Here is a 14,172-nt window from a genome sequence, read left to right on the forward strand (position 1 = left end):
GCAGACAAAGGCATTTCGGTCGACGTCGTCGTCGAGACGATCAAGTCGGCGCTGCTGACCGCCTACCGCCACACCGAGGGCCACCAGCCCGACGCCCGCATCGACATCGACCGCAAGAACGGCGCCGTCACGGTGATCGCCCGCGAGACCGACGCCGACGGCAACGTGATCGCCGAGTGGGATGACACCCCCGAGGGCTTCGGCCGCATCGCGGCGACCACGGCGCGGCAGGTCATTCTGCAACGGCTGCGCGACGCCGAGAACGAGAAGAACTACGGCGAGTTCTCCGCCCGGGAGGGCGACATCGTCGCCGGCGTGATCCAGCGCGACGCCCGCGCCAACGCCCGCGGCCTGGTGGTCGTCCGGATGGGCAGCGAGACGAAGGGCTCCGAAGGGGTGATCCCGGCCGCCGAGCAGGTCCCCGGAGAGCGCTACGAGCACGGCGAACGGCTGCGTTGTTACGTCGTCGGCGTCACCCGCGGCGCCCGGGAGCCGCTGATCACGCTGTCGCGCACCCACCCGAACCTGGTCCGCAAGCTGTTCTCGCTGGAGGTTCCCGAGATCGCCGACGGTTCCGTCGAGATCGTCGCGGTCGCCCGCGAGGCCGGCCATCGCTCCAAGATCGCGGTGACCTCCCGCGTCCCCGGACTGAACGCGAAGGGCGCCTGCATCGGGCCGATGGGCCAGCGGGTGCGCAACGTGATGAGCGAGCTGTCGGGCGAGAAGATCGACATCATCGACTACGACCCCGATCCGGCGAAATTCGTGGCCAACGCGTTGTCGCCGGCCAAGGTGATGTCGGTGAGCGTGATCGACGAGGCCGCCCGGGCCGCGCGGGTCGTGGTCCCCGACTTTCAGCTGTCGCTGGCCATCGGCAAGGAGGGCCAGAACGCGCGGCTGGCCGCCCGGCTGACGGGGTGGCGAATCGACATCCGAAGCGACGCCGAGCAGCACCAGGGCCAGCCCGGCGGCTGAGGCCCGGCGCTGATTCTGAACGACCGACCGGGGACGCTAGACTAGGCCGTGATCCAGCGCGAAACTTCGGCTTCTGCGCATCGACGCACTGATGGACCGGTGCGGACGTGCGTCGGGTGCCGCAAGCGAGAGCTGGCCGTCGTACTGCTTCGCGTGGTGGCCGTGTCGACGGGGAACGGCGGGTACGCCGTGACCGTTGATACAGCAGGTAATCTGCCGGGGCGGGGTGCCTGGCTGCACCCCAACCAGCAGTGTCTGCGCGCAGCGATTCGGCGGCGAGCTTTCGGCCGAGCGTTGCGCATCACCGGTTCACCGGACACATCCGCGGCCGTCGAGCACATCACAGCGCTCGAGGACCCGGCAACAGAACAGGTAGCGAAGAACATGAGCACACCGTGAAGTCCCGATGACCATGCGTCGTAGCTAAACCCGAGGCGAGGGCCGACCACCGCCGTCGCCTCTAGACAGGAGAGGTAGTGGCAGGCAAGGCCCGCGTGCACGAGTTGGCTAAGGAACTCGGTGTCACCAGCAAGGAAGTACTCGCCCGACTCAGTGAACAGGGCGAATTCGTCAAATCGGCATCGTCAACCGTAGAAGCGCCGGTGGCGCGGCGGTTGCGCGAGTCGTTCGGCGGCGGCAAGGCAGCCGCCGCGGCCGGCAACGGAGCAGCCACCAAGGTGGTGAAGGCGACCGCGGCGCCGGCCGCGTCCAACGGCGGGGGCGTCGCCACCGCGCCGGCCAAGACTCCGGAACCGAAGCCCGCGGCCCCGGCCGACTCGGCACCGCAGCCACCCGCGCCGGCACCGCCGCGCCGGTCGGCCCCGGCTGCCGGCCAGGGGCGACCGGGCGCGCCATCTCCCACCCGGCCCGGGCCGAAGCCGTCTGACACCCAGCCCGGCTCTGCCACTCCGCCCGGGTCCACGACCCCGCCGCCGGCCACCCAGCCCGGGTTGAGGCCGTCTCCCACCCTGCCGGGCCCAAGGCCGGGCCCGACACCCAAGCCCGCCCCGCGCACCCCGCGCGTGGGCAACAACCCGTTCTCCACGGCACAGCCGGTTGAGCGGCCGATCCCGCGCCCGCAGGCGCCCAGGCCGGGCGCCCCGCGTCCGGGCGCACCGCGCCCCGGCGCGTCGCCGGGCAACATGCCTCCGCGCCCCGGCGCCGGCATGCCCGGCCGGCCGCCGCGGCCCGGAGCGCCACGACCGGCCCCCGGTGGCCGCGGCGCTCCTGCCGGCGGGCGTCCCGGTGGTGGCGGCGGCGGTCCATACCGTGGCGGCGGCGGCGGCGCCCCTGCCGCCCCCGCCGGCGGTGGCTTCCGCGGACGCCCCGGCGGGGGCGGGCGGCCGGGCCAGCGCGGCGGCGCGGCGGGTGCGTTCGGCCGTCCCGGCGGTGCCCCGAAGCGTGGCCGCAAATCGAAGCGGCAGAAGCGCCAGGAATACGACTCGATGCAGGCGCCGGTCGTCGGCGGCGTGCGGCTTCCGCACGGCAACGGAGAGACGATCCGGCTCGCCCGCGGCGCGTCGCTCTCCGACTTCGCCGAGAAGATCGACGCGAACCCGGCCGCGCTGGTGCAGGCGCTGTTCAACCTCGGTGAGATGGTGACGGCTACCCAGTCGGTCGGCGACGAGACGCTCGAACTGCTGGGCAGCGAGATGAACTACAACGTCCAGGTCGTCAGCCCCGAGGACGAAGACCGCGAGTTGCTGGAATCCTTCGACCTGAGCTACGGCGAGGACGAAGGCAGCGAGGAAGACCTGCAGACCCGTCCGCCGGTGGTGACCGTCATGGGTCACGTCGACCACGGTAAAACCCGGCTGCTGGACACCATCCGGAATGCCAGCGTCCGCGAGGCCGAGGCCGGCGGCATCACCCAGCACATCGGCGCCTACCAGGTGTCCGTCGACCTCGAGGGCGACGAGCGGCTGATCACCTTCATCGACACCCCGGGTCACGAGGCGTTCACTGCCATGCGTGCCCGCGGCGCCAAGGCCACCGACATCGCGATCCTGGTGGTCGCCGCCGACGACGGCGTGATGCCACAGACGGTGGAGGCCATCAACCACGCGCAGGCCGCCGACGTGCCGATCGTGGTGGCGGTGAACAAGATCGACAAGGAGGGCGCCGACCCGGCCAAGATCCGGTCCCAGCTCACCGAATACGGTTTGGTGGCTGAGGATTTCGGCGGCGATACGATGTTCGTCGACATTTCGGCCAAGCAGGGGACCAACATCGAGGCGCTGGAGGAGGCGGTACTGCTGACCGCCGACGCCGCGCTGGATCTGCGGGCCAACCCCGACATGGAAGCCCAGGGTGTGGCGATCGAGGCGCACCTGGACCGGGGCCGCGGCCCGGTGGCCACCGTGCTGGTGCAGCGCGGCACGCTGCACGTCGGCGATTCGGTGGTGGCCGGCGACGCCTACGGCCGGGTCCGCCGGATGGTCGACGAATACGGCGACGACATCGAGGAAGCGCTGCCGTCACGTCCCGTCCAGGTCATCGGCTTCACATCGGTGCCCGGCGCGGGCGACAACTTCCTGGTCGTCGACGAGGATCGCATTGCCCGCCAGATCGCCGACCGGCGCAGTGCGCGCAAGCGCAACGCGATGGCGGCGCGGTCGCGCAAGCGGATCAGCCTGGAGGACCTGGACTCGGCGCTGAAGGAAACCAGCCAGCTGAACCTGATCCTCAAGGGCGACAACGCCGGTACCGTCGAGGCGCTGGAAGAGGCCCTGATGGGGATTCAGATCGACGACGAGGTGGAGCTGCGTGTCATCGACCGCGGCGTCGGTGGCATCACCGAAACCAACGTCAACCTGGCGTCGGCCTCCGACGCGGTGATCATCGGCTTCAACGTGCGTGCCGAGGGCAAGGCGACGGAGCTGGCCAACCGCGAAGGTGTGGACATCCGCTACTACTCGGTGATCTACCAGGCGATCGATGAGATCGAGAAGGCTCTCCGCGGCATGCTCAAGCCGATCTACGAGGAGAACCAGCTGGGTCGCGCCGAAATCCGCGCACTGTTCCGCTCGTCGAAGGTCGGCGTGATCGCCGGTTGCCTGGTGACATCCGGTGTGGTTCGACGCAACGCCAAGGCCCGGCTGCTGCGCGACAACATCGTGGTCGCCGACAACCTCACGGTGGCCTCGCTGCGACGGGAGAAGGATGATGTCACCGAGGTCCGCGACGGATATGAATGTGGTCTGACGCTGACCTACTCCGACATCAAGGAAGGCGACGTCATCGAAACCTACGAGCTGGTCCAGAAGGAACGCGCCTGACGATGACTGCCGACAACCCGAACGCGCGGCATGGCTGACCCGGCCCGGGCCCGCCGGCTGGGCAAGCGAATTTCCGAAATCGTCGCCTCGGCGATCGAACGCGAGATCAAGGATCCGGGACTGGCGGGTGTGACGATCGTCGACGCCAAGATGTCCGGCGATCTGCACGACGCGACGCTGTACTACACGGTGATGGGCACGACGCTGGACGACGAGCCCGATTACGCCGGCGCCGCGGCCGCGCTGGAACGCGCCAAGGGTGTGCTGCGCACCAAGGTCGGAGCCGGTACCGGCGTGCGGTTCACTCCCACACTGACATTCACCCGGGATACGGTGTCGGACTCCGTGCAACGAATGGAAGAGTTGCTGGCCCGTGCGCGCGCCGCCGACGCCGATGTGGCTCGGGTCCGCGAAGGCGCCAAGCCGGCCGGAGAGGCCGACCCCTACCGCGCGAATGCGGCCGCGGATGGACCTAGCGGGGAAGGCGCCGATGACGACGATCAACTCGAAGACTGAGTCAACCGGCACTGCGCCACGCGTCGACGCCGTCGAAGCCGCCGAGGTGCTGTCCGCCGCCGCCAGTATTGCGGTGGTCTGCCATGTCTACCCCGACGCCGACACGATCGGCGCCGGGCTGGCGCTGGCCCTGGTGCTGGACCGGTGCGACAAGGCCGTCGAGGTCAGCTTCGCGGCCCCGGCAACGCTTCCCGAGTCGCTACGATCGCTGCCCGGTGGTCAGCTGCTCATCGATCCCCATGTCATGCGCCGCGATGTCGATCTGGTTGTGACGGTGGACATCCCGAGCATCAACCGACTCGGGGACCTGTGCGAAATGGCCGGCGCCGGGCAGGAGCTGTTGGTGATCGACCATCACGCGTCGAACCAGCTGTTCGGCACCGCCAACTTCGTCGACCCGTCGGCGGACTCCACCACGATGCTGGTGGCCGAGCTGCTCGACGCGTGGGGCAAGCCGATCGACACCGACGTGGCGCACTGTCTTTATGCCGGGCTGACCACCGATACCGGGTCGTTCCGGTGGGCCAGCGCACGCGCACATCGGCTGGCGGCACGGCTGGTCGAGCTCGGCGTCGACAACGCGGCGATCAGCCGGTCGCTGATGGACACGCATCCGTTCCGCTGGCTGACCATGCTGTCGCGGGTGTTGGGTTCGGCGCAGCTGTTGCCGGACGATGTCGACGGTCTCGGTTTCGTGTATGCCGTTGTCGGACACCAGGAATGGATAAGCGCTCGGCCGGAAGAAGTCGAGAGCATCGTCGACATCGTCCGCACCACCCAGCAGGCCGAGGTGGCGGCGGTCTTCAAGGAGACCGAGCCGCAGAAATGGTCGGTGTCGATGCGGGCAAAGGCCGCAGTGGATCTCGCTGCGGTCGCCTCGACATTCGGTGGCGGTGGTCACAAGCTGGCCGCGGGCTACTCGACCACCGGTTCGGTCGATGATGTGGTGACGTCGCTACGCGCCGCGCTGGGGTGACCGGTGCGGGCCAACAGTTGGCCACCCTGACATCGCGTCGTGCAGCGGCGAGTTGAGGTCACAAGGTCACAATGGTGAACTGACGCCCACGTTGACCCGAAAGGCTGACAGCACGATGGGAAACACACGCCGCGGGTTCGGTGTTTTGGGACCGTTGCAGCTGACGACGGACGGCACCTCGGTGCCGTTGGGCGCCCCCAAGCAGCGGGCGGTGTTGGCCATGCTCGTGCTGAACCGAAACCGGGCGGTGTCGGTCGACTCGCTGATCAATGCGGTGTGGGACCAGTCGCCGGTGCCGGCGGCGCGGACAAGTATCCATTCCTACGTGTCGAACCTGCGCCGACTGCTCGGCAGCGCCGGGTACGACCCGAACACGGTGCTGGCGAGCGTCTCGCCGGGTTATCAGCTCAGTGTCGCCGACGCCGACTGCGATCTCGGGCGTTTCATTACCGCGAAGAACGCGGGGGTTCGCGCCGCCGCCGCCGGACAGTTCGAAGAAGCCAGCGGCTACCTGGCGGCCGCGCTGACCGAATGGCGTGGGCCGGTACTCGACGACCTAAGCGAGTTCGCGTTCGTCGATACGTTTGCCACCGCGCTGAACGACGTCAAAGTGGCGACCCAAATCGGCCTCGCCGAGGCCGACATCGCGTGTGGACGCACCGACTTGGTGATCCCTCGGCTGGAGTTGCTTAGTGCTGAACATCCCTTCCGGGAACCGCTGTGGGCCCAGCTGATCACCGCCTACTACGTTGCCGAGCGGCAGTCTGACGCCCTTAACGCCTATCGGCGACTGAAGGCGAACCTGGCCGATAATCTCGGCATAGACCCCGGTCCGACGCTCAAGACCCTGCATGAGCGGATCCTGCGCCAGGAGCCGCTCGACACCAAACGGACCGCCCAGACCACCGCCCAGCACAGCGCCGTCGATCTCGGCCCGCACACCATCACGCAGGCCGGCGTTTCGGCCGTCGCCGAGTTGCGAGGCAAAGACGGACAGCGCTACCCGCTGGACGCTTCGACCCGGATTGGCCGCCGACCCGACAACGACATCGTTCTCGACGACGACGACGTCAGTCGCTACCACGCCGTCGTCATCGACACCGAGGGCAGTTTTGTGGTCAGCGATCTGCGATCGACCAACGGTGTCCTGGTGCAAGGCCGGCGCATCCGAAGCAGCGCTACCCTCGCAGATGGCGACCATATCCGCATCGGGAAACACGAGTTCACCTTCGAAATCCGCGCCCGCTGAGCTGCGCGGATATGGCGTTTAGCAAACGCAAGAATTTCGCAAGAATTTCGCAAGAATCTCACCAGACTCCGCCAAGGGCCCTGCTGCACGCTTGTGGTGTCGGGGTAAGCACCGACCCCAGCGAAGGACTACATCCGGACCTGGGACACAACTTCCCGGTAAGGAATCTCAACCATGAAGACGCAAAAAGTTTCCAAGCTGCGTGTCGCAGCGGCCGGCCTGCTGGCCGCCGTCGGCCTGTCCGTCCTTGGATCGCTGGTGCCGGCTACCGCGTCCGCTGCTCCGTGGGTGCCGTACAGCGGACCGCTGCACCCGGTGCGCCACTACGCGGCGGACGTCCTGCGCCCCGTGTGGACTGTCACGCACCCCCTGCGCGCGGCCATGCCCTGATCGAACGGATCAGTCAACACGCAAGCTGCCCCGTTTCTGCCTCCGGAAGCGGGGCAGATTGCTGTCTTACCGCACCTGGGCCCGTCCGCGCTGCAGCACCGCTTCTCGGTTGGCGGCGATGTCGTCGCCGGAGGTCCGGAATTGCTTGGCCGCCATCGCTTCCAGCCAGAGTCCCTCGCTGGTGTGCGATTCGTCGATCCGGTGATAGGACGCCAGCAGGGCACGGACCGCGCTCTGGTTGTTGCCGACGATGCTTGCCGCCACCTCGCGCGCGGCGGGCAGCAGCCGCTCATGGGGCACCACCTCGGTGACCAGGCCGGCCCGCAGCGCATCGTCGGCGGACAGATAGTCACCGGTCAGGCTCATCCGACGGGCCACGCCGACGCCGACTTTCTGTGGCAGCCGCACGCTGAGGCCCCACGTCGGCAGCAGACCCGCCCGGGCATGGGTGTCGGCGAATCGCGCGTGCTCCGACGCGATCAGGATGTCGCAGTACAGCGCCAGCTCAAGCCCACCGGTGACAGCGGCGCCGTTGATCGCGCCGATCACCGGCTTGGTCAACGGCGGCCAGCGCGGCGAGATGTCCGGTAACGCCGACTGCCCGCCCAGCTCTTTGAGATCGAGCCCCGCGCAAAATACCGGATCGCTGCCGGTCAGGATGACGACGTCGACGGCGTCGTCGGTTTCGGCCTCGGCCAGGGCCGCAAAAAACCGATCCCGCAGAGCGGCCGACAGCGCGTTGCGCGACTGCGGTCGGTTCAGGGTCAGGGTGCGCACCTGATCGTCGGTGTGAATCAACAGGATGTCGTCGGTCATTAGCGCCACTCCTCCTCATCGCTGCGCTCTGCATCGTCGCTGGCGCGCATAAGCGCCACCGTAGTCAGCCCACCTCGGCATAGCTCGACCGGCTTATCGTTGGGGGATGTGCCGAAACATCACCGAATTGCGCGGACTCGAGCCGCCGGCGACGGCCGAGGAGATCTCGGCGGCGGCGCGGCAGTATGTGCGCAAGGTCAGCGGCATCACCCATCCGTCGTCGGCCAACGCCGAAGCCTTCGAAGCGGCGGTGGCCGAAGTCGCGGCGACGACGACACGGCTGTTGGATGTCCTGCCGCCGCGCCGCCAGCCGCCGAAGACCTCCCCGCCGTTGCGTCGGCTGGCGATGAAATGACACAAGCCGCTACGATGCCCGCGCTCAAGGAGTGGAGCGCTGTGGTACACGCGCTGCTGGACGGCCGGCAGTCGGTGCTGCTCCGGAAAGGCGGGATTGGCGAGAAGCGTTTCGAGCTGGCCGCCCGCGAGTTCACGCTGTTCCCGACGGTCGCGCACAGTCACGCCGAGCGGGTCCGGCCCGAATTCCGGGACCTGCTCACGGCGGCGGCCGCCGACAGCGCCGACGACCGCGTTGTGGTGCGAGCCGCGGCGAAAGTCGTTGCAGCACTGCCGGTCAACCGGCCCGACAACATCGAGGCGATCGAGGATTTACATATCTGGACCGCCCGGTCGGTGCGCGAGGACCGGCTGGACTTTCGCCCGAAGCATCGGCTGGCAGTGCTGGTTGTGCAGGCCATACCGTTGGTCGAGCCGGTGGAACTGGCTCGCACCCCCGACTACGCCGGGTGCACCAGCTGGGTGGAGCTGCCGGCGGTGACGCCGAAGCTGGGCACTCCAGTGCACGACGACGCGGCGCTACGACGAGTCGCCGCCCGCGTCCGCGACGCCGTCGGATAATCCTTGAGCTTCAAGGGGTCTGGTCTACCAGCACCGCGCCGTCCGGCCGGTCCCCGAGGGTGCACAGCGCGGTCGTCTGGCCGGCTGCCGTGAGTCGCACCAATTCCGCCAATTGCGCCGGCGCATCGCACTGCAGATAGTGGTCGGCGGTCGGCACGATCCAGTAGCGGTTGCGTCCCGGCTTGTAGTGCAAGAATTTTTGCCACACGAAGTTGGCCACCCGGACGGGAGAGACGTTGTCGTGCACGCCCCAAACCAGGCTGGTGTTGATCTCGCTCGTGGAAAGCGCTGTGAGCCAATTTGTTTCATCGGCGGCGCGCTCATTTAGGTATTGAATCGTGTCCGGCAGCACACCGATCCCGTCGTTGTGCGCGAAGCACTTGGTCAGAGCCACGATCTCGGGGTCAGTGGGCGTTCGCCGCGGCATGAACGTGCTGGCTCCCATGCCGGCGGCGAGCATTTCCGGCGTCGTCGCGCCCGCCGTATTCCGCGCCGTTGCGGGGTCGAGAAGCGCGGTCTGAAACGCGGTGAGGTTGGACAACGGAAGATAAATGTTCGCATTCGTCAAGATGACTTCGGCCGGCGCGTTTCCGTGATCCTGCGCCGCGAACATCGAAAGCGCGATCATGCCGACGCTGGTGCCACGGTCATGGGTCAGCATGGTGTATCGCCCGAGCTGCCACACGCTCGTGATCGCGTGGATCAGCAAGCGTGCATCGTCGTAAAGCGAATACACATACGGTGCGGGCGGCTTGTCGGAGAGCCCGTAGCCGGGGAAGTCCAGCAGGAAAATATCGAACTCGTCGCTCAATTCGCGGGTCAGCGCGAAGTAGTCGATGCTTGCCGTCGGAAAGCCGTGGACGCACACCAACGCCGGTGCGCCCGGTGTGCCGCAGCGGCGGGTGAAGACGCTGACTTCCGCGTCGTTGTTGGCAGCGGTTGATGAGCGCCAGCGGATTTCTGTTCCACCGCTTCGCCATTCCTCGAAAATATCCATTGGCTAGGCTCTCTCGACCGGAAGCACCACCCGGGAGGCGCCGAAGTGCAGTTCATGGATCGATGGCTTGAGTCGGCTGCCGGTCACTGTCGCCTCACCGGTGCCGAGGTTACGGGTGTAGCGGGGATGGCAGCCGCCGGCGATCAGCACGCGAATGCGTGATCCGGCGCTGAATCGGTGGGCGATCGCGTCGAGTTCGAGGCTGACGGAGTCGGTCGCGTCGGCCAGTCGCCGATAGCCGTCGCTGACATTTCGGGAGCGGCCCTTGGCGTCGACTTCACTGATCCGGGCGAACAGGTCGACGTGCGGATTGTCGGAGCAGTGCGCCAATTCGGCGACCGGGTTGCCGTGCACATACAGGTCGTCGATGAGCGGGTCTGTGGTGAAGCCGAGCACGTCGCTGCGGGCGGCCAACACGGTGTCGTCCCGGTATCCGCCGTCCGGCGACAGCAGTCGGCCGCCGATGGTCGGCGTCGGGTCGGCGGGGTCATAGCGAAAGCTGATCGAGGACACCGCGGTCGGCGGTGTGTCGGCCAGGCCGCCGCCGGGCTGTAGGTACATCGCGTGCTCGGTGGTGGCCGGCGGCCAGTCGGCCGCATCGCGCCAGCCTTCACCGGCGACGAAGACGCGAACCCTGCTGCGTCGCGATTCGGCCGTGCGACCGGCGAGGTGGGTGTCCAGCCAGTCCTGCGTTTCCCCGGCGAGGGTACGCAGACCCTGCAAGAGCAGCTGGGTGTGTGTCCACGGGCCGATGGTCAGCGCCACGTCCACGCCCCGGTCCCGAAGATGCCGGTACTGCTGGAGCGACTGCCTCAGAAACAGGTCTTGCCAGCCGCCGATCAGCAGCACCGGCACGTGCGCCCGGTCGAGTGCGGCGCCGAGTTGAAGCGGCTCCCAGAACGGGTCGTCCGTATCGGGATGCTCCAGCCACGACTCCCACCACGGCGCGCCCGCACCCAACAGCTCCCGGCCGGCCGCACCCAACGGCAACTCGCCGGCGGCGCGTATCACGCTTTTCTGCGCCCGCAGCTGGCGGATGCCGGCGCGGATTCGTCCGGGGTCTTCTTGGTGGGCAACCAGATTGCTCCAGCCGAGGAAGTCGTTGACCGTGAACGCGCCGGTGCCCCAGGCCGACGCGCTGAGATCATGCGGGCCGGCGGTGATGACGGCCGCAGCCAACTCCGGCGGCGGATCCTGCAGCAGTGCCCACTGAGTGAACCCCAGATACGAAACCCCGATGGTGGCAAAGCGACCGGTGAACCATGGCTGCTGCCGAAGCCACGCCACCGTGTCGGCGCCGTCGGCTATTTCGTGGACCATCGGCGTGAAGACTCCGCCGGAACCGAACGTCCCCCGCACGCTCTGCATCAGAACTCGGTAACCGCGGGCGGCGTAGAGCGCGCCGAATATCAGCGAGAACGGGAACGCGCGGCCATACGGTCCGCGCATCAGCACGGTGCCGACCGGTTCTCCGACGGGCACGTAGTGGTCGGCCAGCAGTTCGACGCCATCGCGCATCGGGATCGCGACCGTGCTCACCGTGTAGCCGGTGCTCGGCGCGGGCAGGCGCAGCATCCGGCCCAGGGCACGGCCGCCAAGTCGGGTGGGCAGTGAGCGTAGGGCCGACCCCGCGGGCCGGGCGGATGTGGTGGTCACGTGATCAGGTTATGGCCGCACGCGCCGACGCGGGCTCAGAACTTGTAGTAAGGCGAAAGGTCGTTTGCCCGCTGCAGGTTGGTGGACGGGCAGTCCACCTCGGGGCTGGAGTAGACCGTCGAGTAGTACAGCGACTGCTGGATGACGCCGTAGCTGGTCTTGAAGATCACCATGCAGGAGAAAATCCAGTAACTGTTGTGCTAGGTGGGCTTGAGGTTCCAGTACTGGGCGGCGCGGTGGCCGTTGACGGTCGTCTCGACGGCGTCGGCCGGCAATGACTGGTCATAGTTGCGCCAGACGATCGGCTCGACGGCCAACTGGTAGTTGCCGGCGTCGTAGTGGCAGCGCAGCCCCTCCTCCGGCTCTGGCGGAGTGAAGCCCAGGCCCAACCGCTGAACGACGTCGAACGGGATGTCCTGACACGGGTTGAACGGGCTGGGGTCGGTGGTCGCCACGATCGGGCTCTTCATCGTCGTGGGCGGATCCATCGGTGCCGCCGTCGACCGCAGGTGCACGTTCGGGGTGCCGACAATGACGGGCGGTGCACTCTGCGACACCATCACCACCGCCGTGACCAGGGCACCGAGCGCCGCGAACAGCCGCAGCTTGGTGACCACCACACCCCTCGATTCGGTCTGATTCTCCGGGGAGTTTACAAGTCGCGTTCACGCGATCACAGCGGAAACAGGAACCTGTTCTAGTCCAGGCGACGATGGGCGCCGGGACGGCGTCAGGTAGGGCACGCCCCCTCGCCGCCGGGCGGCTCGGGGTACCCTCACCCGCTTGCGGGGAAAAGCCGGACAATCAGAACGAGGCTGGGGCGCAGCCCCCACGGACGCGATCATTAAGCTGGGGAGTCGTGGCAACACAGGACTCGACGACCGCGCGTCAGCCGACGCTGTGGGCGGTGTCCGACTTGCACACCGGGCATATGGGCAACAAGCCCGTCACCGAATCGCTGTACCCGTCGTCGCCGGACGACTGGTTGATCGTTGCCGGCGATGTCGCCGAGCGCACCGACGAGATCCGGTGGGCGCTGGATCTGCTGCGGCGACGGTTCGCGAAGGTGATCTGGGTGCCCGGGAACCACGAACTATGGACCACCAACAGAGACCCGAAGCAGATTTTCGGGCGGGCCCGCTACGACTACCTGGTCAACATGTGCGACGAGATGGGCGTGGTGACCCCCGAGCACCCATTTCCGGTGTGGACCGAACGGGGCGGCCCGGCCACCATCGTGCCGCTGTTTCTGCTCTACGACTACACGTTCTTGCCGGAGGGCGCGACCACCAAAGCCGAAGGGCTCGCGATAGCGCGAGAACGCAACGTCGTCGCCACCGACGAGTTCGTGCTGTCACCCGAGCCGTACGCCACCCGCGACGCGTGGTGCCGTGATCGCCTGGTCGCCACCCGCAAGCGACTTGAAGACCTCGACTGGATGACGCCGACGGTGTTGGTCAACCATTTCCCGATGGTGCGTGAACCCTGCGATTCGCTGTTCTACCCGGAGTTCTCGCTGTGGTGCGGAACCACCGAGACCGCCGACTGGCACACCCGCTACAACGCGATCTGCTCGGTCTACGGCCATCTGCACATTCCCCGCACCACCTGGTACGACGGCGTTCGCTTCGAAGAGGTTTCGGTGGGCTACCCGCGAGAGTGGCGGCGGCGCAAGCCGTTCAGCTGGCTTCGCCAAGTGCTGCCCGATCCACAATACGCGCCTGGCTATCTCAACGATTTCGGCGGTCATTTCGTCATCACCGACGAGATGCGCGCGCAGGCGCAGCAGTTCCGACAGCGACTGCGCCAGCGGCAATCACGATGACGCTGAGCGCACTGATGTCGTCGGTGCTGCCCGGCACGGAGACGTCTGGCGAGAACCTGGCGTCTGCCGAGCTGTACTCGGACCCACCCGGGCTGGTGCCGATGCCCGAAGAGGAGCCGTTGATCGCCCGGTCAGTGGCCAAGCGCCGCAACGAATTCATCACCGTCCGCCACTGCGCTCGTCTCGCGCTGGGTGAACTAGGGTTCCCGCCGGTGCCGATTCTGAAGGGGGACAAGGGCCAACCCTGCTGGCCCGACGGCGTGGTGGGCAGCCTCACCCACTGCGCGGGCTACCGTGGCGCGGTGGTCGGCCGCGGCGCCGCGGTGCGCTCGGTGGGCGTCGACGCCGAGCCGCATGACGTGTTGCCCGATGGCGTGCTCGATGCAATCAGTTTGGACGTGGAGCGTCGGGAAATTGAAGCAATGTCTGCTTTGCCGACCGGTGTGCATTGGGACCGAATCCTGTTCTGCGCCAAGGAAGCAACGTACAAGGCGTGGTATCCGCTGACGAAGCGTTGGCTTGGCTTCGAAGACGCGCACATCACCTTCGGCATCGACGACTCGGGCACCGGCGGCACTT

14 protein-coding genes and 1 pseudogene are annotated in these 14,172 nt (G+C 67.5%); 11 read left to right on the forward strand and 4 right to left on the reverse strand.

Translation table 11 applies throughout. The features are described 5' to 3' along the window. The 7 genes from nusA to VKG81_RS01995 form a co-directional block, all read left to right on the forward strand. Positions 1–975, forward strand: a 975-nt coding sequence (nusA, locus tag VKG81_RS01965) for a transcription termination factor NusA (RefSeq protein WP_324389189.1), incomplete at its 5' end; no start/stop codon positions are given. A 48-nt stretch (positions 976–1,023) separates the two neighbouring features. Then, positions 1,024–1,374, forward strand: a complete 351-nt coding sequence (locus tag VKG81_RS01970) for a YlxR family protein (protein WP_324389191.1) — start codon at positions 1,024–1,026, stop codon at positions 1,372–1,374. Between the two features lie 77 nt (positions 1,375–1,451). Continuing rightward, positions 1,452–4,253, forward strand: coding sequence for a translation initiation factor IF-2 (gene infB, locus VKG81_RS01975; protein ID WP_324389193.1), 2,802 nt, complete (start codon positions 1,452–1,454; stop codon positions 4,251–4,253). A 30-nt stretch (positions 4,254–4,283) separates the two neighbouring features. Further along, positions 4,284–4,769 (forward strand): 30S ribosome-binding factor RbfA, encoded by a 486-nt coding sequence (gene rbfA, locus VKG81_RS01980; protein WP_324389195.1) that lies wholly within the window; start codon positions 4,284–4,286, stop codon positions 4,767–4,769. Beyond that, positions 4,744–5,745, forward strand: coding sequence for a bifunctional oligoribonuclease/PAP phosphatase NrnA (locus VKG81_RS01985; protein ID WP_324389197.1), 1,002 nt, complete (start codon positions 4,744–4,746; stop codon positions 5,743–5,745). Before rbfA ends, VKG81_RS01985 begins: the two co-directional genes overlap by 26 nt. Before the next feature lie 115 nt (positions 5,746–5,860). After that, positions 5,861–6,994, forward strand: a complete 1,134-nt coding sequence (locus tag VKG81_RS01990) for a BTAD domain-containing putative transcriptional regulator (protein ID WP_324389199.1) — start codon at positions 5,861–5,863, stop codon at positions 6,992–6,994. Positions 6,995–7,168: 174 nt separating this feature from the next. Then, on the forward strand, positions 7,169–7,384 hold the full coding sequence (locus VKG81_RS01995; RefSeq protein ID WP_324389201.1) for a hypothetical protein: 216 nt from the start codon (positions 7,169–7,171) through the stop codon (positions 7,382–7,384). Between the two features lie 66 nt (positions 7,385–7,450). On the opposite strand, the gene VKG81_RS02000 is transcribed toward VKG81_RS01995, so the two are convergent. Then, the gene (locus VKG81_RS02000) at positions 7,451–8,200 is read right to left on the reverse strand and encodes an enoyl-CoA hydratase (RefSeq protein ID WP_324389204.1); all 750 of its coding nucleotides are present in this window, start codon (positions 8,198–8,200) and stop codon (positions 7,451–7,453) included. Between the two features lie 106 nt (positions 8,201–8,306). Between VKG81_RS02000 and VKG81_RS02005 the strand changes: the two genes are divergently transcribed. Together VKG81_RS02005 and VKG81_RS02010 are read left to right on the forward strand one after the other, a co-directional pair. Further along, entirely contained in the window at positions 8,307–8,555 is a 249-nt protein-coding gene (locus VKG81_RS02005; RefSeq protein ID WP_324389206.1) for a DUF2277 domain-containing protein, read from the forward strand. Next, a complete protein-coding gene (locus VKG81_RS02010; RefSeq protein ID WP_324389208.1) occupies positions 8,552–9,115 on the forward strand; it encodes a DUF1802 family protein in 564 nt (187 codons plus the stop codon). Before VKG81_RS02005 ends, VKG81_RS02010 begins: the two co-directional genes overlap by 4 nt. 10 nt (positions 9,116–9,125) lie before the next feature. On the opposite strand, the gene VKG81_RS02015 is transcribed toward VKG81_RS02010, so the two are convergent. The 3 genes and pseudogenes from VKG81_RS02015 to VKG81_RS02025 all read right to left on the reverse strand — a co-directional run bounded on the left by VKG81_RS02015 (position 9,126) and on the right by VKG81_RS02025 (position 12,328). Next, positions 9,126–10,112, reverse strand: a complete 987-nt coding sequence (locus VKG81_RS02015; RefSeq protein WP_324389210.1) for an alpha/beta fold hydrolase — start codon at positions 10,110–10,112, stop codon at positions 9,126–9,128. Between the two features lie 3 nt (positions 10,113–10,115). Beyond that, positions 10,116–11,768, reverse strand: a complete 1,653-nt coding sequence (locus VKG81_RS02020) for a CocE/NonD family hydrolase (RefSeq protein ID WP_324389212.1) — start codon at positions 11,766–11,768, stop codon at positions 10,116–10,118. A 35-nt stretch (positions 11,769–11,803) separates the two neighbouring features. Next, positions 11,804–12,328 (reverse strand): annotated as a pseudogene (locus VKG81_RS02025) (DUF3558 domain-containing protein). 299 nt (positions 12,329–12,627) lie between these two features. On the opposite strand from VKG81_RS02025, the gene VKG81_RS02030 reads away from it, so the two are divergent. Together VKG81_RS02030 and VKG81_RS02035 are read left to right on the forward strand one after the other, a co-directional pair. Next, a complete protein-coding gene (locus tag VKG81_RS02030) occupies positions 12,628–13,593 on the forward strand; it encodes a metallophosphoesterase (RefSeq protein ID WP_324389214.1) in 966 nt (321 codons plus the stop codon). Then, positions 13,590–14,172 (forward strand): 4'-phosphopantetheinyl transferase (locus VKG81_RS02035; protein ID WP_324389215.1); only part of this gene is annotated, 583 nt, incomplete at its 3' end. The genes VKG81_RS02030 and VKG81_RS02035, both read left to right, overlap by 4 nt.

The organism is Mycobacterium sp. (assembly GCF_035314905.1).
Lineage (GTDB): Bacteria > Actinomycetota > Actinomycetes > Mycobacteriales > Mycobacteriaceae > Mycobacterium.

Coding starts and splice junctions, on each gene's coding strand:
- VKG81_RS01995 (WP_324389201.1), top strand. CDS start 7,169: ATGAAGACGCAAAAAGTTTCCAAGCTGCGTGTCGCAGCGGCCGGCCTG.
- VKG81_RS01985 (WP_324389197.1), top strand. CDS start 4,744: ATGACGACGATCAACTCGAAGACTGAGTCAACCGGCACTGCGCCACGC.
- VKG81_RS02000 (WP_324389204.1), bottom strand. CDS start 8,200: ATGACCGACGACATCCTGTTGATTCACACCGACGATCAGGTGCGCACC.
- VKG81_RS02015 (WP_324389210.1), bottom strand. CDS start 10,112: ATGGATATTTTCGAGGAATGGCGAAGCGGTGGAACAGAAATCCGCTGG.
- VKG81_RS02010 (WP_324389208.1), top strand. CDS start 8,552: ATGACACAAGCCGCTACGATGCCCGCGCTCAAGGAGTGGAGCGCTGTG.
- VKG81_RS02005 (WP_324389206.1), top strand. CDS start 8,307: ATGTGCCGAAACATCACCGAATTGCGCGGACTCGAGCCGCCGGCGACG.
- VKG81_RS01990 (WP_324389199.1), top strand. CDS start 5,861: ATGGGAAACACACGCCGCGGGTTCGGTGTTTTGGGACCGTTGCAGCTG.
- rbfA (WP_324389195.1), top strand. CDS start 4,284: ATGGCTGACCCGGCCCGGGCCCGCCGGCTGGGCAAGCGAATTTCCGAA.